General features: G+C 71.0%; 19 protein-coding genes. 16 read left to right on the top strand and 3 right to left on the bottom strand.

Annotation, left to right across the window (positions count from 1 at the left end):
- The first annotated feature begins 7 nt into the window (after positions 1–7).
- Together IQ210_RS26860 and IQ210_RS26855 are read left to right on the top strand one after the other, a co-directional pair.
- Entirely contained in the window at positions 8–646 is a 639-nt protein-coding gene (locus IQ210_RS26860; protein WP_194081700.1) for an HdeD family acid-resistance protein, read from the top strand.
- A 174-nt stretch (positions 647–820) separates the two neighbouring features.
- Entirely contained in the window at positions 821–1,309 is a 489-nt protein-coding gene (locus IQ210_RS26855; protein ID WP_194081889.1) for an ATP-binding protein, read from the top strand.
- Between the two features lie 6 nt (positions 1,310–1,315).
- Here IQ210_RS26855 and idi read toward each other — a convergent pair whose 3' ends face one another.
- The 3 genes from idi to galE all read right to left on the bottom strand — a co-directional run bounded on the left by idi (position 1,316) and on the right by galE (position 4,139).
- Positions 1,316–1,909 (bottom strand): isopentenyl-diphosphate Delta-isomerase, encoded by a 594-nt coding sequence (idi, locus tag IQ210_RS26850; protein ID WP_097271083.1) that lies wholly within the window; start codon positions 1,907–1,909, stop codon positions 1,316–1,318.
- Between the two features lie 188 nt (positions 1,910–2,097).
- On the bottom strand, positions 2,098–3,039 hold the full coding sequence (locus IQ210_RS26845; RefSeq protein ID WP_194081699.1) for a cation diffusion facilitator family transporter: 942 nt from the start codon (positions 3,037–3,039) through the stop codon (positions 2,098–2,100).
- Between the two features lie 134 nt (positions 3,040–3,173).
- A complete protein-coding gene (galE, locus tag IQ210_RS26840; protein ID WP_194081698.1) occupies positions 3,174–4,139 on the bottom strand; it encodes a UDP-glucose 4-epimerase GalE in 966 nt (321 codons plus the stop codon).
- Positions 4,140–4,417: 278 nt separating this feature from the next.
- On the opposite strand from galE, the gene IQ210_RS26835 reads away from it, so the two are divergent.
- The 14 genes from IQ210_RS26835 (at position 4,418) to IQ210_RS26775 (ending at position 19,137) form a co-directional block, all read left to right on the top strand.
- Entirely contained in the window at positions 4,418–6,226 is a 1,809-nt protein-coding gene (locus IQ210_RS26835; protein ID WP_194081697.1) for a DUF5941 domain-containing protein, read from the top strand.
- A complete protein-coding gene (locus IQ210_RS26830; protein ID WP_194081696.1) occupies positions 6,223–6,975 on the top strand; it encodes a phosphocholine cytidylyltransferase family protein in 753 nt (250 codons plus the stop codon). The genes IQ210_RS26835 and IQ210_RS26830 overlap by 4 nt, the downstream gene beginning before the upstream one ends.
- Entirely contained in the window at positions 6,963–8,024 is a 1,062-nt protein-coding gene (locus IQ210_RS26825) for an iron-containing alcohol dehydrogenase family protein (protein WP_194081695.1), read from the top strand. Before IQ210_RS26830 ends, IQ210_RS26825 begins: the two co-directional genes overlap by 13 nt.
- Positions 8,002–8,781 (top strand): CDP-alcohol phosphatidyltransferase family protein, encoded by a 780-nt coding sequence (locus IQ210_RS26820; protein ID WP_194081694.1) that lies wholly within the window; start codon positions 8,002–8,004, stop codon positions 8,779–8,781. Before IQ210_RS26825 ends, IQ210_RS26820 begins: the two co-directional genes overlap by 23 nt.
- Before the next feature lie 47 nt (positions 8,782–8,828).
- Positions 8,829–9,674 carry a glycosyltransferase family 2 protein gene (locus IQ210_RS26815; RefSeq protein WP_194081888.1) on the top strand — a complete coding sequence of 282 codons (846 nt, stop codon included), beginning with the start codon at positions 8,829–8,831 and terminating at the stop codon, positions 9,672–9,674.
- A gap of 97 nt (positions 9,675–9,771) precedes the next feature.
- Positions 9,772–10,707 (top strand): ABC transporter permease, encoded by a 936-nt coding sequence (locus IQ210_RS26810; RefSeq protein ID WP_194081693.1) that lies wholly within the window; start codon positions 9,772–9,774, stop codon positions 10,705–10,707.
- Complete coding sequence (locus IQ210_RS26805) at positions 10,700–11,491, top strand: ABC transporter ATP-binding protein (RefSeq protein ID WP_194081692.1); 792 nt, start codon at positions 10,700–10,702, stop codon at positions 11,489–11,491. Before IQ210_RS26810 ends, IQ210_RS26805 begins: the two co-directional genes overlap by 8 nt.
- Before the next feature lie 354 nt (positions 11,492–11,845).
- Positions 11,846–12,778 carry a squalene synthase HpnC gene (hpnC, locus tag IQ210_RS26800; RefSeq protein WP_228048404.1) on the top strand — a complete coding sequence of 311 codons (933 nt, stop codon included), beginning with the start codon at positions 11,846–11,848 and terminating at the stop codon, positions 12,776–12,778.
- The gene (gene hpnD, locus IQ210_RS26795; RefSeq protein ID WP_194081690.1) at positions 12,775–13,725 is read left to right on the top strand and encodes a presqualene diphosphate synthase HpnD; all 951 of its coding nucleotides are present in this window, start codon (positions 12,775–12,777) and stop codon (positions 13,723–13,725) included. Before hpnC ends, hpnD begins: the two co-directional genes overlap by 4 nt.
- Positions 13,725–13,865 carry a DUF6380 family protein gene (locus IQ210_RS47325; RefSeq protein ID WP_228048403.1) on the top strand — a complete coding sequence of 47 codons (141 nt, stop codon included), beginning with the start codon at positions 13,725–13,727 and terminating at the stop codon, positions 13,863–13,865. The genes hpnD and IQ210_RS47325 overlap by 1 nt, the downstream gene beginning before the upstream one ends.
- Positions 13,862–15,256, top strand: a complete 1,395-nt coding sequence (hpnE, locus tag IQ210_RS26790) for a hydroxysqualene dehydroxylase HpnE (protein ID WP_194081689.1) — start codon at positions 13,862–13,864, stop codon at positions 15,254–15,256. Before IQ210_RS47325 ends, hpnE begins: the two co-directional genes overlap by 4 nt.
- Positions 15,256–16,383, top strand: coding sequence for a polyprenyl synthetase family protein (locus IQ210_RS26785; protein WP_194081688.1), 1,128 nt, complete (start codon positions 15,256–15,258; stop codon positions 16,381–16,383). Before hpnE ends, IQ210_RS26785 begins: the two co-directional genes overlap by 1 nt.
- A 119-nt stretch (positions 16,384–16,502) precedes the next feature.
- On the top strand, positions 16,503–18,494 hold the full coding sequence (gene shc / locus IQ210_RS26780; RefSeq protein WP_194081687.1) for a squalene--hopene cyclase: 1,992 nt from the start codon (positions 16,503–16,505) through the stop codon (positions 18,492–18,494).
- 1 nt (position 18,495) lies between these two features.
- Positions 18,496–19,137 carry a phosphorylase family protein gene (locus tag IQ210_RS26775; protein ID WP_194081686.1) on the top strand — a complete coding sequence of 214 codons (642 nt, stop codon included), beginning with the start codon at positions 18,496–18,498 and terminating at the stop codon, positions 19,135–19,137.
- Positions 19,138–19,140: the final 3 nt, after the last annotated feature.

Raw genomic sequence — 19,140 nt, 5'->3', positions numbered from 1 at the left:
GGCGCCGATGGCGAGCGACGGCAAGGGCAAGAGCGAGACCGCGAAACTACGCCGGGGCTTCGGCTGGATCGCCGCACTCGGGGTGATCCTGGTCCTCGCCGGACTCGTCGGCCTCATCTACACCGGCGTGGCCACCCTCACCTCGATGCTCCTGTTCGGCTGGCTGCTGCTCATCGGCGGCGCCGTGGGGCTGCTGCACGCGATCCAGGCCCGCGGCACCAACTTCTTCTGGCTCGGTGTGGTCGTCGCCGCCCTGAACATCGCGGCCGGTGTGGTCGTCATCCGCAGGCCCGAGGCGGCGGCCGAGGCGCTGACCATGTTCGCCGCGCTGCTCTTCCTGACCGGCGGGGTGTTCCGGCTGGTCGGCAGCCTGGTGGTCAGGGGACCGCAGTTCGGCTGGACGCTGGTGCAGGGCGCCTTCGGTCTGCTGCTCGGCATCCTCGTGCTGGCCTCCTGGCCGAGCAGCAGCAAGTACGTCATCGGCTGCTTCTTCTCCCTCGCGCTCCTCTTCGACGGCCTCGGCCTGATCGCCACCGGCTACGGCGGCCGGCGCATCGTCGGCATGGTCTCGGACCGGCTCGCCGCCGAGGACGGCACACGGAGCGAAACGGACGAGCCGCACGCCAAACCCGTACAACCCGAATAGTTCGCGAACGCGGCACAACCGGGACAGGAGTGATCCCGTACGAGCCTGGATCTTGCGTTGGCGATCACAAACGCTCGATATCTGCTGACTTCTGTTCAGTCATCCGGAGCGGAGCGGTGCGTTACCAACACTCGACGTGTGGTGACAATCGAGCGCGAGGGTGGCGACCGGACGATGGAGAACCACGGGCGCGGGTCAGGCCCGCGCCCACCAGGCGGCGCGGACCCGGACCCGCTGCCTTACGAGGGCGTCTGGCGGTTCACCGCCCCCGCCGTGGACGCCTCGGTCCCGCAGGCACGGCACGCGGTACGGGATCTGCTGCTGCGGCAGGGGGTGCCGGTCTCGGACGAGCTCGTGCAGGGGCTCCTGCTGATCGTCTCCGAGCTGGTCACCAACGCGGTGCGGCACGCGGCCCTGCTGTCGCCGATGCTCGCCGTGGAGGTGGCCGTCGGCGCCGAGTGGGTGCGGGTGTCCGTCGAGGACAACCACCCCTACCGCCCGACCGCCCTGGAGACCGACCACAGCGGTGAGGGCGGGCGGGGGCTGCTGCTGGTGCGCGAGGTCACGCGCGAGGCGGGCGGCGTGTGCGACGTGGAGCACACGGCGAACGGCGGCAAGGTGATCTGGGCCGCCCTGCCGCTCGTGTCCGTGCGGGTGCCGTAGGAGCCGCTACCAGCCGACGTTCGGGCCCGTCAGCTCCCGCACCGCGGGCCGGGCCGCGTCCAGCACCGTCATGAACCAGGCCGAGAAGGTGTCCTTGGCGTGCCGCTCGGCCAGCTCGGCCGGGGTGACGAAGGCCGTCGCGCCGATCTCCTCCGGGTCCGGGCGCAGCGGTGCCTGCACCATGCCGACGAAGAGGTGGTTGTACTCCTGCTCCACCAGGCCCGATTCCGGGTCCGGGTGGTTGTAGCGCACCGTGCCCGCCTCCGCGAGCAGCGACGGGGAGGCGCCCAGCTCCTCGTACGTCCGCCGGGCCGCCGCCGCGAACGGGGCCTCGCCCGGGTAGGGGTGGCCGCAGCAGGTGTTGGACCACACGCCGGGGGAGTGGTACTTGCCCAGCGCGCGCTGCTGGAGCAGCAGCCGGCCCTGCTCGTCGAAGAGGAACACGGAGAAGGCGCGGTGCAGCTGCCCGGGTGGCTGATGGGCGGCGAGCTTCTCCGCGGTGCCGATCGTGACGCCGTCCTCGTCGACCAGTTCCAGCAGAATCGGGTCAGCGGTGCCGTTCGACGAGCTGTGCGTCGCGGTGGCAGGTGTGATCGGCATACCCATCCTTCGCATCGGTCTTACGCGCCCCAAGTGTGCCGTACGGATACGACACTCCCGGCCGTTGATCGTGCCCGGCGCGGCGGACGGGGAACCGTCCGGGGCGGCGCTGTGAGGTCAAGGACGCAACCGTGCACCGGATCGCTGCATTCCGTCCACCATGGGATGTAGGCGGACGTACCGGACGCTCAGTGGCAGAGCCGCGCCTCGTGCTCCGCGTGCCCGCCGGGCTCCAGCTGGAAGGTGCAGTGCTCCACGTCGAAGTGGTCGCCGAGGCAGCCCTGGAGCTCGTGCAGCATCTTCTCGTGCCCGATCGCGTTCAGGACGTCCGAGCGCACCACCACGTGCGCGGACAGCACCGGCATCCCGGAGGTGATGGTCCAGGCGTGCAGGTCGTGGACGTCCTCGACACCGTCCAGGGCCAGGACGTGCGCCCGCACCTCGTCCATGTCGACGTTCTTCGGGGCCGCCTCCAGGAGCACGTCGAGCGTCTCCCGCAGCAGCTTCCAGGTGCGGGGCACGATCATCAGGCCGATGACGAGGGAGGCGATCGGGTCGGCGGCCTGCCAGCCCGTGGTCAGGATCACCACCGCGGAGAGGATCACCGCGAGCGAGCCCAGCGCGTCCGCCGCGACCTCCAGGAACGCGCCCCGGACGTTCAGGCTGTCCTTCTGGCCGCGCATCAGCAGGGACAGCGAGATCATGTTCGCGACCAGACCGATCGCGCCGAACACGATGGTCAGCCCGCCCTCGGTGCCGGCGGGCGTGATGAACCGCTGGATCGCCTCGTACAGGACGTACCCGCCGACGCAGAGCAGCAGCAGACAGTTGGCGAGCGCCGCGAGGATCTCGGCGCGGGCGTACCCGAAGGTGCGCTTCCCGCTCGGCGGGAGGCTCGCGAAGTGGATCGCCATCAGCGCCATGCCGAGGCCCAGCGCGTCCGTCGCCATGTGCGCCGCGTCCGCGACCAGCGCGAGGGAGTCCGCCAGGATGCCGCCGACGATCTCGACCACCATGACGGCGAGCGTGATCGACAGGGCCACCCGCAGCCTGCCGCGGTACGCCGCGGTCGCCGTACCGCCGGCCGGCGCATGCGAGTGCGCGTGCCCGTGATCGTGCCCTGCCCCCATGGAAGCCGCCTCCTGTGATCTCTGCCCGGCTTCACAGTGAACTACGGGTGGGGGGTATCGGGCAACGCGGCACTGAACACCGTTGTCATGTGCCCTGACCTGCGCAAACGAATCGCAGGTCAGGGCACCCTCAGTCACTTGCCGTGATGCAGTTGCCAGCCGGCCCACGCCGACTCGATCATGTCGCGCACCCCGCGCCGGGCGGTCCAGCCGAGCTCCCGGGCGGCCAGCTCGGCCGAGGCGACCGAGACCGGTGCGTCACCGGGGCGCCGGGGCTCGACGACGGCTTCCCGCCGGTTGCCGGTGACCTCGCCGATGACCGTGACCATCTCCCGAACGGAGACACCCTCGCCGCGTCCGATGTTGACGGTCAGGTCGCCGGTGCGGTCACCGACCCGTCGTGCGGCCGCGAGATGCGCCTCGGCCAGGTCGGCGACATGGATGTAGTCGCGGATACAGGTGCCGTCCGGCGTCGGGTAGTCGTCGCCGAAGATCCGCGGGGCGTCGTCGCGGGTGAGCCGGTCGAAGACCATCGGCACGATGTTGAAGACGCCCGTGTCGGCCAGCTCGGGCGCCGCGGCCCCCGCCACGTTGAAATAGCGCAGACATACGGTGGAGATCCCGTGCGCCTGCCCGGTGGCCCGCACCAGCCACTCGCCGGTGAGCTTCGTCTCGCCGTACGGGTTCACAGGGGCGCACGGAGTGTCCTCCGTGATGAGCCCCACGTCCGGATTGCCGTACACGGCCGCCGACGAGGAGAACACGAACCGCTCGATCCCGGCCTCGGCGACCGCCTCAAGGAGCGTCGCCAGGCCACCCACGTTCTCCTGGTAGTAGCGCGTCGGCTGCGCCACCGACTCGGCGACCTGCTTGCGCGCCGCCAGGTGCACCACGCCGGTCACCTCGTGCTCGGCGAGGACCCGCTTCAGCAGCCCGGCGTCGAGCGACGAACCCCGCACCAGCGGTACGTCCGCCGGAAGCCGCGCGGGAACCCCGGCCGAGAGGTCGTCCAGCGCGAGCACACGCTCGCCGGCCTCCGTCATGGCCCGCGCCACATGGGCCCCTATGTATCCCGCTCCGCCTGTGATCAGCCATGTCATGGTCGCTCACCCTATGTCGAGGCGAGGGTGGCCGACGCTATGTCCCGGATGCCCGATCCTGCGGGACGCGGTTTGTGGGCGGGGCCCGTGATCACTCATGATGATCGCGGCAAAGGCCGGGGGAGTCGCCGTCGATCGGCCCGTGAACGGGCGGTGAACGCGGGCTTCCCGGCATCCGATAGCCTCTGCCGACATGCCGCCCGGCCGTCACCGGCAAGGGGCGCCCCCACCGTGTACTCGCCGGCGTGCAGACGTCGGCACCCAGGGAGTGAGTTCGGTTGTCGACCGCCATCCTCACCGGTCAGCCGGTCCCCGGATCGTCGATCGAAGGCGATCTGCGGTCCCTCGGCTTCGACGTCCGGACCGCCGCCGACGCCGCCGAGACCGAGACGCTCCTCGCCCAGGTGCCCGGTGACCAACGCGTCGCCGTCGTCGACGCCGGCTTCGTCGGCCATCTGCACGCCCTGCGCCTCGGCCTGACCGACCCGCGCTTCCCGCTCGCCGCGATCCCCGGCGCCGTCACGGCCCAGCCGGCCGGCCGCCAGGCCCTGACCCGCGCGATGGCCCGGGAGAACAGCGCGGGCGGCGGTACGGCGGTCGCCGTCGACCACCTCGCCGACCGCGTCGTCGCCGCGCTGGACGCGGACGACGCCGGCGTCCACCACCCCGAGCTCGGCAGCCTGGTCGCCGTCGTCCCGGCCGACCCGCAGGCCCGCAACGAGGCACGGCAGGCCGTCGCCGCCGTCGACGACGAAGCCGTACGCCTGAAATCGGCCGTGAAGTCCCGCGACGGCTTCTTCACCACGTACTGCATCAGCCCGTACTCCCGCTACATCGCCCGCTGGTGCGCCCGCCGGGGCCTGACCCCGAACCAGGTCACCACCGCCTCGCTCCTCACCGCGCTGATCGCCGCGGGTTGCGCCGCGACGGGCACGCGGGCCGGGTTCGTCGCGGCCGGTCTGCTGCTGATCTTCTCCTTCGTCCTGGACTGCACCGACGGCCAGCTCGCCCGCTACTCCCTCCAGTACTCCACGCTGGGCGCCTGGCTGGACGCCACCTTCGACCGGGCCAAGGAGTACGCCTACTACGCCGGCCTCGCCCTCGGAGCCGCCCGTGGCGGCGACGACGTCTGGGCACTGGCGCTGGGCGCGATGGTCCTGCAGACCTGCCGCCATGTCGTCGACTTCTCCTTCAACGAGGCCAACCACGACGCCACCGCCAACACCAGCCCCACCGCCGCCCTCTCCGACAAGCTCGACAGCGTCGGCTGGACGGTGTGGGTGCGGCGCATGATCGTGCTGCCGATCGGTGAGCGCTGGGCGATGATCGCGGTCCTCACGGCGCTGACCACCCCGCGCATCACCTTCTACGCGCTGCTCATCGGCTGCGCCTTCGCCGCGACGTACACCACGGCGGGCCGCGTGCTGCGGTCGCTGACCCGCAAGGCGCGGCGCACGGACCGGGCGGCCCAGGCGCTGGCCGACCTCACGGACTCGGGCCCCCTCGCCCAGGGCCTCGCCGGTGTCCTCAAGAACCCCGCCCGCAAGCTGCCCGGCTTCACGGCTCCCGCCGTGGCCCTCCTCGGCGGCCTCCTGCTCGTCGCCTCCGCCGCGTTCACCGACTTCGGCGGACCGCTGCCGATCATCGGCGCCGTCGTCTACGCCCTCACCTCGGCGCTCGCCGTCGCCCGCCCCCTCAAGGGCGCCCTCGACTGGCTCGTCCCGCCCTTCTTCCGCGCCGCCGAATACGGCACCGTCCTGGTCCTCGCGGCCGAAGCGGACGTGAACGGAGCCCTTCCTGCGGCTTTCGGGCTGGTGGCGGCGGTCGCCTACCATCACTACGACACGGTGTACCGCATCCGCGGCAACGCCGGCGCGTCCCCGGCCTGGCTGGTGCGCGCCATCGGGGGGCACGAAGGACGGACGCTGCTCGTCACCGTCCTCGCCGCGCTGCTCACCGCCTCGCAGTTCAAGGTCGCGCTCACGGCTCTGGCCGTGGCCGTCGCCCTGGTGGTGCTCGTCGAGAGCATCCGCTTCTGGGTGTCCTCCGGGGCGCCCGCCGTACACGATGAAGGAGAACCCGCATGATCGGCCTCGTGCTGGCGGCCGGCGCCGGACGGCGTCTGCGCCCCTACACCGACAGCCTTCCCAAGGCTCTGGTGCCGGTGGGCCCCGCGGGCATAGAGGGCGAACCCACGGTTCTCGACCTCACTCTCGGCAACTTCGCGGAGATCGGGCTGACCGAGGTCGCGATCATCGTCGGCTACCGCAAGGAAGCCGTGTACGCGCGCAAGGAGGCGCTGGAGGCCAAGTACGGCCTCAAGCTCACCCTCATCGACAACGACAAGGCCGAGGAGTGGAACAACGCCTACTCCCTGTGGTGCGGGCGTGACGCCCTCAAGGACGGCGTGATCCTCGCCAACGGCGACACCGTGCACCCGGTCTCCGTCGAGAAGACGCTGCTCGCCGCCCGCGGTGAGGGCAAGCGGATCATCCTCGCCCTCGACGCCGTGAAGTCCCTCGCGGACGAGGAGATGAAGGTCGTCGTCGACCCCGCCAAGGGCGTCACGAAGATCACCAAGCTGATGGACCCCGCCGAGGCCACCGGCGAGTACATCGGCGTCACGCTCATCGAGGGCGACGCCGCCCCCGAACTGGCCGACGCGCTGAAGACGGTCTGGGAGACCGACCCGCAGCAGTTCTACGAGCACGGGTACCAGGAACTGGTGAACCGGGGCTTCAAGATCGACGTCGCGCCGATCGGTGACGTTCAGTGGGTGGAGATCGACAACCACGACGATCTCGCCCGCGGACGGGAGATCGCGTGCCTCTACTGACCCGGCTCATCCCCGCGCCGGTCGTCGTCGACATCCGCCCGGGTGCCCTCGACGACCTGGTCGGTGTCCTCGCCGACGAGCGCATCTCGCACTCGGGCAGGCTCGCCGTCGCCGTCAGCGGCGGTTCCGGCGCCAAGCTGCGCAAGCGGCTCGAGCCCTCGTTGCCCGGCGCCACCTGGTACGAGGTCGGCGGCGGCACCCTCGACGACGCCGTCCGGCTGGCCAGTGACATAAAGGCCGGCCACTACGACGCGGTCGTGGGCCTCGGCGGCGGCAAGATCATCGACTGCGCCAAGTTCGCCGCGGCGCGGGTCGGCCTGCCGCTGGTCGCCGTGCCGACGAACCTGGCGCACGACGGCCTCTGCTCACCGGTCGCGACCCTCGACAACGACGCGGGCCGCGGCTCCTACGGCGTGCCGAACCCGATCGCGGTCGTCATCGACCTCGACGTCATCCATGAGGCCCCGGCCCGCTTCGTGCGCGCCGGGATCGGTGACGCCGTCTCCAACATCTCCGCGATCGCGGACTGGGAGCTGGCCAACCGCGTCAAGGGCGAGAAGATCGACGGCCTCGCCGCCTCGATCGCCCGCCAGGCCGGCGAGGCCGTGCTCAGGCACCCCGGCGGCATAGGGGACACCGACTTCCTCCAGGTGCTCGCCGAGGCGCTCGTGCTCAGCGGCATCGCGATGTCGGTCTCGGGCGACTCCCGCCCGTCCTCCGGCGCCTGCCACGAGATCAACCACGCCTTCGACCTGCTCTTCCCCAAGCGCGCCGCCGCCCACGGGGAGCAGTGCGGCCTGGGCGCCACCTTCGCGATGTTCCTGCGAGGCGCGCACGAGGAGTCGGCGTACATGGCCTCGGTACTGCGCCGGCACGGCCTGCCGGTACTGCCGGAGGAGATCGGCTTCAGCGTGGACGAGTTCGTCCGCGCCGTGGAGTTCGCCCCGGAGACCCGGCCCGGCCGGTACACGATCCTCGAACACCTCGACCTCAAGACCGACCAGATCAAGGATCTCTACGTCGACTATGTCAAGACCATCGGTAGCTGAACTCCGTCCGGTCGTGCACCCCGCAGGGGTGAAGGATCGGCGCAGCGGTGAGCACTGGATGGGGCGCCTCTACATGCGCGAGGTGTCCCTGCGGGTGGACCGCTACCTGGTGAACACCAGGGTCACGCCCAACCAGCTCACGTACCTGATGACCGTCTTCGGCGTCCTCGCGGCCCCGGCACTGATCGTGCCGGGGATCCCGGGGGCCGTCCTCGGTGTGGTCTGCGTGCAGATGTATCTGCTGCTGGACTGCGTCGACGGCGAGATCGCCCGCTGGAAGAAGCAGTACTCGCTCAACGGCGTCTACCTCGACCGGGTCGGCGCCTATCTGACCGACGCCGCCGTCCTCGTCGGCTTCGGGCTGCGCTCGGCCGACCTGTTCGGCAGCGGCCGTATCGACTGGCTGTGGGCGTTCCTCGGTACGCTCGCCGCGCTCGGCGCCATCCTGATCAAGGCGGAGACCGACCTCGTCGGCGTCGCCCGTCACCAGGCCGGCAAGCCGCCGGTGCAGGAGTCGGCGGCCGAGATGCGCTCCTCCGGCATGGCGCTGGCCCGCAAGGCCGCGTCGCTGCTGAAGTTCCACCGCCTCATCCTCGGCATCGAGGCGTCGCTGCTGATCCTGGTCCTCGCGGTCGCCGATGAGATGCGCGGCGACCTGTTCTGGTCCCGTCTCGGGGTCGCGGTCCTGGCCGGTATCGCCCTGCTGCAGACGCTGCTGCACCTGGTGTCGATCCTCGCGTCGAGCAGGCTGAAGTGAGCGCCCCCGCCAGCGCGCCTTTGAAGGTCGGCGCCGTCATCATCACGATGGGCAACCGGCCCGAGGAACTCCGCGCCCTGCTCGACTCGGTCGCCAAGCAGGACGGCGACCGCGTCGAGGTGGTCGTCGTCGGCAACGGCTCACCCGTGTCGGACGTCCCCGCGGGCGTCCGCACGATCGAGCTGCCCGAGAACCTCGGCATCCCCGGCGGCCGCAACGTCGGCATCGAGGCCTTCGGCCCCAGCGGTCGCGATGTCGACATATTGCTCTTCCTCGACGACGACGGGCTCCTCGCGAACCACGACACCGCCGAGCTGTGCCGCACGGCGTTCGCCGAGGACCCCAAGCTCGGCATCATCAGCTTCCGTATCGCCGACCCGGACACCGGCGTCACGCAGCGCCGCCACGTCCCGCGGCTGCGTGCCGCGGACCCGATGCGCTCCTCGCGCGTGACCACCTTCCTCGGCGGCGCCAACGCCGTCCGCACCCAGGTCTTCGCCGAAGTCGGCGGCCTCCCGGACGAGTTCTTCTACGCGCACGAGGAAACCGACCTGGCATGGCGGGCCCTCGACGCGGGCTGGATGATCGACTACCGGTCCGACATGGTGCTGTACCACCCGACGACCGCGCCCTCGCGGCACGCGGTCTACCACCGCATGGTCGCCCGCAACCGCGTCTGGCTCGCCCGCCGCAACCTCCCCGCCCTCCTGGTCCCGGTCTACCTCGGGGTCTGGATGCTGCTCACCCTGCTGCGCCGCCCCTCGCGGCCCGCGCTCAAGGCATGGTTCGGTGGATTCCGGGAAGGCTGGACCACCGCGTGCGGCCCACGCAAGCCCATGAAGTGGCGTACCGTGTGGCGGCTGACCCGACTGGGCCGGCCCCCGGTCATCTGACAAGCTCGAACCAGAGAGCGGCCGGGCCCGACCCCCGGCCCCGGCTCATGCCCAGACCCGCACAGGCTGCGCATCTCGAAGACGAAAGTTTCCACCAGTGAGTGAGACAACGCATGACGGCGGAGTCGCGGTGACCGCGCCTCCGTCGCCCGACGACGGCCTCACGGCGGCAGAGCTCGCCGCCAAGTACGGGCTGGCCGTGAGCGGCGCCCGCCCCTCGCTCGTCGAGTACGTCCGCCAGCTCTGGGACCGGCGTCACTTCATCCTCGCGTTCTCGCGGGCGAAGCTGACCGCCCAGTACAGCCAGGCCAAGCTCGGCCAGCTGTGGCAGGTGGCCACCCCGCTGCTCAACGCGCTGGTCTACTTCTTCATCTTCGGTCTGCTGCTGGGCGCCCGTAAGGGCATCCCGCACGACATCTACGTGCCGTTCCTGGTGACCGGCGTGTTCGTCTTCACCTTCACCCAGAGCTCGGTCCTCGCGGGCGTGCGCGCGATCTCCGGCAACCTGGGCCTGGTGCGGGCCCTGCACTTCCCGCGGGCGTCCCTGCCGATCTCGTTCGCGCTCCAGCAGCTCCAGCAGCTGCTGTACTCGATGATTGTGCTGGTCGTGATCATGGTGGCGTTCGGCAGCTACCCGGGCCTGTCCTGGCTGCTGGTGCTGCCCGCGCTGACCCTGCACTTCGTGTTCAACACCGGCCTCGCGCTGATCTTCGCCCGCATGGGCAGCAAGACCCCCGACCTCGCCCAGCTGATGCCGTTCGTGCTGCGCACGTGGATGTACGCGTCGGGCGTCATGTTCAGCATCCCCGCGATGCTCGCCGGCAAGGACCTGCCGGGCTGGGTCACCGAGGTCCTGCAGTGGAACCCCGCCGCGATCTACATGGACCTGATCCGCTTCGCCCTGATCGACGGCTACGGCTCCGAGTACCTGCCCCCGCACGTGTGGCTCTTCGCCCTCGGCTGGGCGGTGCTCGCCGGCGCCTTCGGGTTCGTCTACTTCTGGAAGGCGGAAGAGAGGTACGGCCGTGGCTGAGACCGAGCAGAAGACGGTCCCTCAGGACCCTCGCCCCACCGTCATCGCGGACGAACTGCACATCGTCTACCGCGTCAACGGCGCCAAGTCCGGCAAGGGCAGCGCCACCGCCGCCCTCAGCCGCATCGTCAAGCGCGGCGAGGAGCGCGGGGTGCGCAAGGTGCACGCCGTGCGGGGTGTCTCCTTCGTCGCCTACCGAGGCGAGGCCATCGGCCTCATCGGCTCCAACGGCTCCGGCAAGTCGACGCTGCTGCGCGCCATCGCCGGTCTGCTGCCCGCCGAGAGCGGCAAGGTCTACACCGACGGCCAGCCCTCGCTGCTCGGCGTCAACGCGGCCCTGATGAACGACCTCACCGGCGAGCGGAACGTCATATTGGGCGGGCTCGCCATGGGCATGTCCCGGGAGCAGATCAAGGAGCGCTACCAGGAGATCGTCGACTTCTCGGGCATCAACGAGAAGGGCGACTTCATCACCCTGCCGATGCGCACCTACTCCTCCGGCATGGCGGCCCGCCTGCGCTTCTCCATCGCCGCCGCCAAGGACCACGACGTCCTGATGATCGACGAGGCCCTGGCCACCGGCGACCGCAAGTTCCAGAAGCGCTCCGAGGCACGCATCCGGGAACTGCGCAAGGAGGCCGGCACGGTGTTTCTCGTCAGTCACAACAACAAGTCGATCCGTGACACCTGCAACCGGGTCCTGTGGCTGGAGCGCGGCGAGCTGCGCATGGACGGCCCGACCGACGAGGTCCTCAAGGAGTACGAGAAGTTCACGGGCAAGTAGTCCACGCGGGCCTGGACGAACCGGGTCATGACGCTTCGCGGGGCCCCGCCGGAACTGCTCCGGCGGGGCCCCGCGTCTGCAAAGGAAACGTCAACTTCGGTACCCCGCAGGAATCTTGAAGTCAATCGGTGTGTTGTTGTGATGTGCAGGACACCCCGGCGATCCGAACCGCGCTGTACAACGTAAGCTGTACCGGTCCCGAATCGCGGCAAGTGGGGCGATAATGCCCGACACCCTCAGTCAGGGCCGCCGCGCGGAAGGCCGGGCGGCGTGTCCGAAATAGTGTGTATTGGGTCGGCGGTGTAGAACGGGAGATGTGACGGCTATGGCTACGGAGACTCCCCAGCTCAACGCATGTGCCGTCCGCGCCACGGGCAGTCGGCGGTGACGGGAACCGACAGGGCCCGCGCCTCGGATCCGGAGCGCGGCACACTGGACAAGGCCGCGGGTGAGAACTTCCCCGTGGCCCCCTTCTTCCTGCCCCGGGCCTGGCGCGCCGACCTCATGGCCGTCTACGGCTTCGCCCGCCTCGTCGACGACATCGGCGACGGCGACCTCGCCCCCGGCGGCGCCGACGCCCGGCTCCTCGGCGTCTCCCCCGAGGAGGCCGACGACCGCCTGGTGATGCTGGACGCCTTCGAGGCCGACCTGGGCCGGGTCTTCACCGGAGAGCCCCGTCACCCCCTGCTGCGCCGCCTCCAGCCCACGGTCCGCCGCCGCGCGCTCACCCCCGAACCCTTCCTGGGCCTGATCGCCGCGAACCGCCAGGACCAGCTGGTCACGCGGTACGAGACCTACGACGACCTGCTCGCGTACTGCGAACTGTCGGCCAACCCCGTCGGCCGCCTGGTCCTCGCCGTCACCGGCACCTCGACCCCGGAGCGGGTCCGCCTCTCCGATGCGATCTGCACGGCGCTGCAGATCGTCGAACACCTCCAGGACGTGACCGAGGACCTCGGCCGCGACCGCATCTATCTGCCCGCCGCGGACATGAAGCGATTCCATGTCCAGGAGGCGGATCTCGCCACGAGGACCGCAGGCGCATCGGTGCGCGCACTGGTTGCGTACGAAGCAGAACACGCCCGCTGTCTCCTGAATGAAGGCGCCCCTCTGGTGGGTAGCGTCCACGGCAGGTTGAAGCTGCTGCTCGCGGGGTTCGTGGCGGGGGGAAGGGCGGCGATCCGAGCGATCGCCGCCGCCGAATACGACGTACTTCCCGGCCCGCCCAAGCCCGGCAAGCTCCAGCTGCTGCGCGAGGTGGGCGTGACTCTGCGAGGAGAGGGGTGATCCGGACCGTGGAGGCCGAACCACACGTGTCCGCACCGGTACTCGCCGCCTACAGCTACTGCGAGGCCGTCACCGGACAGCAGGCACGGAACTTCGCGTACGGCATCAGGCTGTTGCCGATGTCCAAGCGCCGCGCGATGTCGGCGTTGTACGCCTTCTCGCGCCGCGTCGACGACATCGGCGACGGCTCGCTGGCGCCCGACGTCAAGGCCGCGAGACTCGAGGACACCCGGGCGATGCTGGCCCGGGTGCGCGAGGGCGTGGTCGCCGAGGACGACACCGACCCGGTCGCGGTCGCCCTCACGCATGCCGCGACGGCGTTCCCGATCCCGCTCGGCGGCCTGGACGAGCTGATCGACGGCGTCCTGATGGACGTCCGCGGCGAGACCTATGAGACCTGGGACGATCTGAAGGTCTACTGCCGCTGTGTCGCGGGCGCCATCGGGCGGCTCTCGCTCGGCGTGTTCGGCACGGAACCGGGGGCGCGCGGCGTCGAGCGCGCGCCCGAGTATGCCGACACGCTCGGGCTCGCGCTCCAGCTCACCAACATCCTCAGGGACGTCCGCGAGGACGCCGGGGACGGGCGCACCTATCTCCCGGCCGATGACCTCGCCAAGTTCGGCTGCTCGGCCGGGTTCAGCGGGCCGACCCCACCGCAGGGCTCCGACTTCGCGGGCCTTGTCCACTTCGAAGTGCGACGGGCCCGCGCCCTTTTCGCCGAGGGCTACCGGCTGCTCCCCATGCTCGACCGGCGCAGCGGCGCCTGTGTCGCCGCCATGGCCGGCATCTACCGCCGCCTCCTGGACCGCATCGAGCGCGACCCCGAGGCCGTGCTGCGCGGCCGGGTCTCGCTGCCCGGCCGGGAGAAGGCGTACGTCGCCGTACGCGGGCTGTCCGGACTGGACGCCCGGCATGTGACCCGCAGGGCCGTCAGGAGGCGCGCCTGATGGACAAAACGGTCCAAGGTGATGCCACCGGAGAAAAGTGGCAGGCAACCCTCCGGCAGGGCATGGCGTCCCTGACTGCAACGGCCTGCCGTGCACCGTTCAAGCACCGCGGCGGCCGCGCAGGGGAGGGTGCACGATGACCGACGGCCATCAGTCCGGGCGGGACGCCGTCGTGATCGGCGGCGGGCTCGCCGGCATCACCGCCGCGCTCGCCCTCGCCGACGCGGGTGTCCGCGTCACCCTGCTCGAAGGCCGACCCCGGCTGGGCGGCCTCGCCTTCTCCTTCCAGCGCGGCGAACTGACCGTCGACAACGGACAGCACGTCTACCTGCGCTGCTGCACCGCCTACCGGTGGTTCCTCGACCGCATCGAGGGAACCGCCCTGGCACCCCTGCAGGATCGTCTCGACGTGCCCGTAGTCGACGTCGACAAGCCCGAGGGACGGCGGCTGGGCAGGCTGCGGCGGGACGCGCTGCCGGTGCCCCTGCATCTGGGGCGCAGCCTCGCCACGTACCCGCATCTCTCGCTCGCCGACCGCGCCAAGGTGGGCCGGGCCGCGCTCGCGCTCAAGGGGCTCGACCTCGCCGATCCGGACCTGGACACCCAGGACTTCGGCAGCTGGCTGACCGCGCACGGTCAGTCGGCGCGCGCCGTCGAGGCCCTGTGGGACCTGGTCGGGGTCGCCACCCTCAACGCGGTCGCGGGCGACGCCTCGCTGGGGCTCGCCGCGATGGTGTTCAAGACCGGTCTGCTGTCCGACCCGGGCGCGGCCGACATCGGATGGGCGCACGTCCCGCTGGGCGAACTGCATGACCGGCTCGCCCGCAAGGCGCTCGACTCAGCGGGCGTGCGTACCGAGGTCCGTACACGCGTCACCTCCATCTCCACTGACGAGAACGGGACGTGGACCGTCCAGGTTCCCGGCGAGACGCTGCGGGCGGACGCCGTCGTCCTCGCCGTACCCCAGCGCGAGGCCCATGACCTGCTGCCGGAGGGTGCGCTGGACGCTCCGGAAAATCTTCTGCGGATCGGGACCGCGCCGATCCTCAACGTGCATGTCGTCTACGACCGCAAGGTGCTGGAAAAGCCTTTCTTCGCGGCCCTGGGCACCCCGGTGCAGTGGGTCTTCGACCGCACCGACGCCTCCGGGCTGCGGGAGGGCCAGTACCTCGCGCTGTCGCAGTCGGCGGCGCAGGACGAGATCGACGAGCCCGTCGCCGTACTGCGGGAGCGCTACCTCCCGGAGCTGGAGCGACTGCTGCCCGGCACCCGGGGTGCCGAGGTGAAGGACTTCTTCGTGACCAGGGAGCGGACGGCGACGTTCGATCCCGCCCCCGGCGTCGGGCGGCTGCGGCCCGGCGCCCGTACCAGAGCCCCCGGCCTCTACCTGGCCGGAGCGTGGACCGCCACTGGGTGGCCCGCGACCATGGAGAGTGCGGTCCGCAGTGGCGTGAGTGCGGCGGACGCCGCGCTGAGCGCCCTGGGCCGGCCCCGCCCGAGTCACCTCTTCGACGTTGAGGAGGCGGCGTGATGCTCGATCAGCACGCGGCAGGCCCCCGCACCCCCGGTACCGCAACAAGAGGAGAGACTGTGCCCACTGTGCCCCCGGCCTCGAAGGCTGCCGACGCGGTGGACGTGACCGCGCTCCTGGAGCGCGGCCGGACCCTGGCCACACCGGTACTGCGGGCGGCGATCGACCGCCTGGCCGCTCCCATGGACACCGTTTCCGCCTACCACTTCGGCTGGATCGACGCCGAGGGCAACCCCACGGCCGGCGACGGCGGCAAGGCCGTACGTCCCGCCCTCGCCGTGCTCTCCGCCGAGGTCACCGGCGCCGCGCCCGAGGCCGGCATCCCCGGCGCCGTCGCCGTGGAGCTGGTCCACAACTTCTCGCTGCTGCACGACGACCTGATGGACGGCGACGAACAGCGCCGCCACCGCGACACCGTGTGGAAGGTGCACGGCCCCGCCCAGGCGATCCTCGTCGGCGACGCCCTCTTCGCGCTCGCCAACGAGGTGCTCCTCGAACTCGGCACCGTCGAGGCCGGCCGCGCCACCCGCCGGCTGACCGCCGCCACCCGCGCCCTCATCGACGGCCAGGCCCAGGACATCTCCTACGAGCACCGCGACCGCGTCAGCGTCGAGGAGTGCCTGGAGATGGAGGGCAACAAGACCGGCGCCCTGCTGGCCTGCGCCAGCTCCATCGGCGCCGTGCTCGGCGGCGCGGACGACCGCACCGCCGACACCCTGGAGAAGTACGGCTACCACCTGGGCCTCGCCTTCCAGGCCGTGGACGACCTCCTCGGCATCTGGGGCGACCCGGTCTCCACCGGCAAGCAGACCTGGAGCGACCTGCGCCAGCGCAAGAAGTCCCTGCCGGTCGTGGCCGCGCTCGCGGCGGACGGTCCGGCCGCCGAGCGGCTCGGCGAGATCCTCGCCGCCGACGCCAAGAGCAGCGACTTCGAGAACTTCTCCGAGGAGGAGTTCGCGGCCCGCGCCGCCCTCATCGAGGAGGCGGGCGGCCGGGACTGGACGGCCCAGGAAGCACGCCGTCAGCACACCATCGCCGTCGAGGCCCTGGACGCCATCGACATGCCCGACCGGGTACGGGCGCAGTTCACGGCCCTCGCCGACTTCGTCGTCGTTCGAAAGAGATGATCACTATCGGTCGAATAGCCCTCGCGTAGTCGCCGGCCGGTGCCAAAGGCACCAAGGGGCACCGGCCGACGGCGGACCCACAGCAGAGCACCACTTGCACACTGCACGAAGGGGAAGCCATGACAGCGACGACCGACGGAAGCACCGGGGCTCTCCCGCCCCGCGCTGCCGCGGCCAGCGAAACCGACATCAACACCCCCGTGGCGGCCGGGGTACAAGAAGCCGCTGCGTACGCGGTGCGGCGCGCCACCGACTTCCTGCTGGCGCGGCAGGACGCCCAGGGCTGGTGGAAGGGCGACCTCGAGACCAACGTCACGATGGACGCCGAGGACCTGCTGCTCCGTCAGTTCCTGGGCATCCGCGACGAGCCGACCACCCGCGCCGCCGGACTCTTCATCCGCGGCGAGCAGCGCGAGGACGGCACCTGGGCCTCCTTCTACGGCGGGCCCGGCGAACTCTCCACCACCATCGAGGCGTACGTCGCCCTGCGGCTGGCCGGCGACGAGCCGGACGCACCGCACATGGCGAAGGCGTCGGCGTGGATCCGCGCGCAGGGCGGCATCGCCTCGGCCCGGGTCTTCACCCGGATCTGGCTGGCCCTGTTCGGCTGGTGGAAGTGGGAGGATCTGCCCGAACTCCCGCCCGAGCTCATCTACTTCCCGAAGTGGGTGCCGCTCAACATCTACGACTTCGGCTGCTGGGCCCGGCAGACCATCGTCCCGCTGACGATCGTCTCCGCCAAGAGGCCGGTGCGGCCCGCGCCCTTCCCGCTGGACGAGCTGCACACCGACCCGGCCAATCCGAACCCGCCCAAGCCCCTCGCCCCGGTGGCGAGTTGGGACGGCGCCTTCCAGCGGCTCGACAAGGCGCTGCACCAGCTGCGCAAGGTCGCCCCGCGCAGACTGCGGAAGGCGGCCATGAACACCGCCGCCCGCTGGATCATCGAGCGGCAGGAGAACGACGGCTGCTGGGGCGGCATCCAGCCGCCGGCCGTGTACTCGGTCATCGCCCTGCACCTGCTCGGCTACGACCTCGAACACCCCGTGATGCGCGAGGGGTTGGCGTCCCTGGACCGCTTCGCCGTCTGGCGCGAGGACGGGGCCCGCATGATCGAGGCCTGTCAGTCGCCGGTGTGGGACACCTGCCTCGCGACCATCGCCCTCGTCGACGCCGGGGTGGCCCCCGACCATCCGCAGCTCGTCAAGGCGGCGGACTGGATGCTGGGCGAGGAGATCGTCCGGCCGGGCGACTGGGCCGTGAAGCGTCCCCAACTGCCGCCGGGCGGCTGGGCGTTCGAGTTCCACAACGACAACTACCCCGACATCGACGACACCGCCGAGGTCGTCCTCGCACTGCGCCGGGTCCGGCACCACGACCCGGAGCGGGTGGAGAAGGCCATCGGGCGCGGGGTGCGCTGGAACCTCGGCATGCAGTCCAAGAACGGGGCCTGGGGCGCCTTCGACGTCGACAACACCAGCCCCTTCCCCAACCGGCTGCCGTTCTGCGACTTCGGCGAGGTCATCGACCCGCCGTCCGCCGACGTCACCGCCCACGTGGTGGAGATGCTCGCCGTCGAGGGCCTCGCCCACGACCCGCGCACTCGGCGCGGCATCGAGTGGCTGCTCGCCGAACAGGAGCCGGACGGCTCGTGGTTCGGACGCTGGGGCGTCAACTACATCTACGGCACCGGGTCCGTCGTCCCCGCCCTGGTCGCCGCGGGCATCCCCGCCGCGCACCCGGCGATCCGCCGGGCCGTGACCTGGCTGGAGTCCGTCCAGAACGACGACGGCGGCTGGGGCGAGGACCTGCGCTCTTACAAGCACGCCAAGGAGTGGAGCGGCCGAGGCGCCTCCACCGCCTCGCAGACGGCCTGGGCCCTGATGGCCCTGCTGGCCGCCGGCGAGAAGGACTCCAAGGCCGTCGAGCGGGGCGTCGAGTGGCTCGCCGCCACCCAGCGCGAGGACGGCTCCTGGGACGAGCCCTACTTCACCGGCACCGGCTTCCCGTGGGACTTCTCCATCAACTACCACCTCTACCGGCAGGTCTTCCCGCTCACGGCACTCGGCCGGTACGTCCACGGAGAGCCGTTCTCGCAGGCGGGGGAGGGATGAGATGAGCACCCCGCCCGCCCCGGCCCCGCTGCTGATCGCCTGCGCGCTCGGCATCGAGCACCTGGCCCTGCGCAGCGGCGACCGGGGCGGCGCCGACGGGCCGGTCACCGTGCTCCGCACGGGCATGGGCCCCAAGGCGGCCCAGCGGGCCGTCACCCGGGCCCTCGCGGAGCCGGCGCTCGCCGACGCCGCCGTGCTCGCCACCGGCTTCTGCGCCGGGCTCGCGCCCGGCATGCACCCGGGCGACCTCGTCGTCGCCGAGGAGACCCGGGATGCGGCGGGAACCGTTCCGTGCGTCGGGACCGACCTACTCGTCAAGGAGCTGGTGCGGGCCGTACCCGGACGCACCGTCCACACCGGACCGCTCACCGGCTCCGATCACGTCGTACGCGGCCATGAACGCTCCGACCTGCTCGCGACCGGCGCGATCGCCGTCGACATGGAGTCCGCGGCCACGCTCCACAGCGCCGTACGCACGGGCCCACGCCCCGTTGCGGCCGTCCGGGTGGTCGTGGACGCTCCAGAACATGAACTCGTCCGGATCGGCACGGTGCGCGGTGGAATATCGGCTTTCCGCGTCCTTCGTTCCGTCCTTCCCGCTTTCTACGAATGGCACCGTTCCTTGCTGCTCCCCAGGAGGTGAGCC

Origin of the sequence: Streptomyces justiciae (genome assembly GCF_015163075.1) — a bacterium.
Taxonomy (GTDB): domain Bacteria; phylum Actinomycetota; class Actinomycetes; order Streptomycetales; family Streptomycetaceae; genus Streptomyces; species Streptomyces justiciae.
Note: the sequence above shows the minus strand (reverse complement) of the source record. Positions and strands in the feature narration are given on the sequence as shown.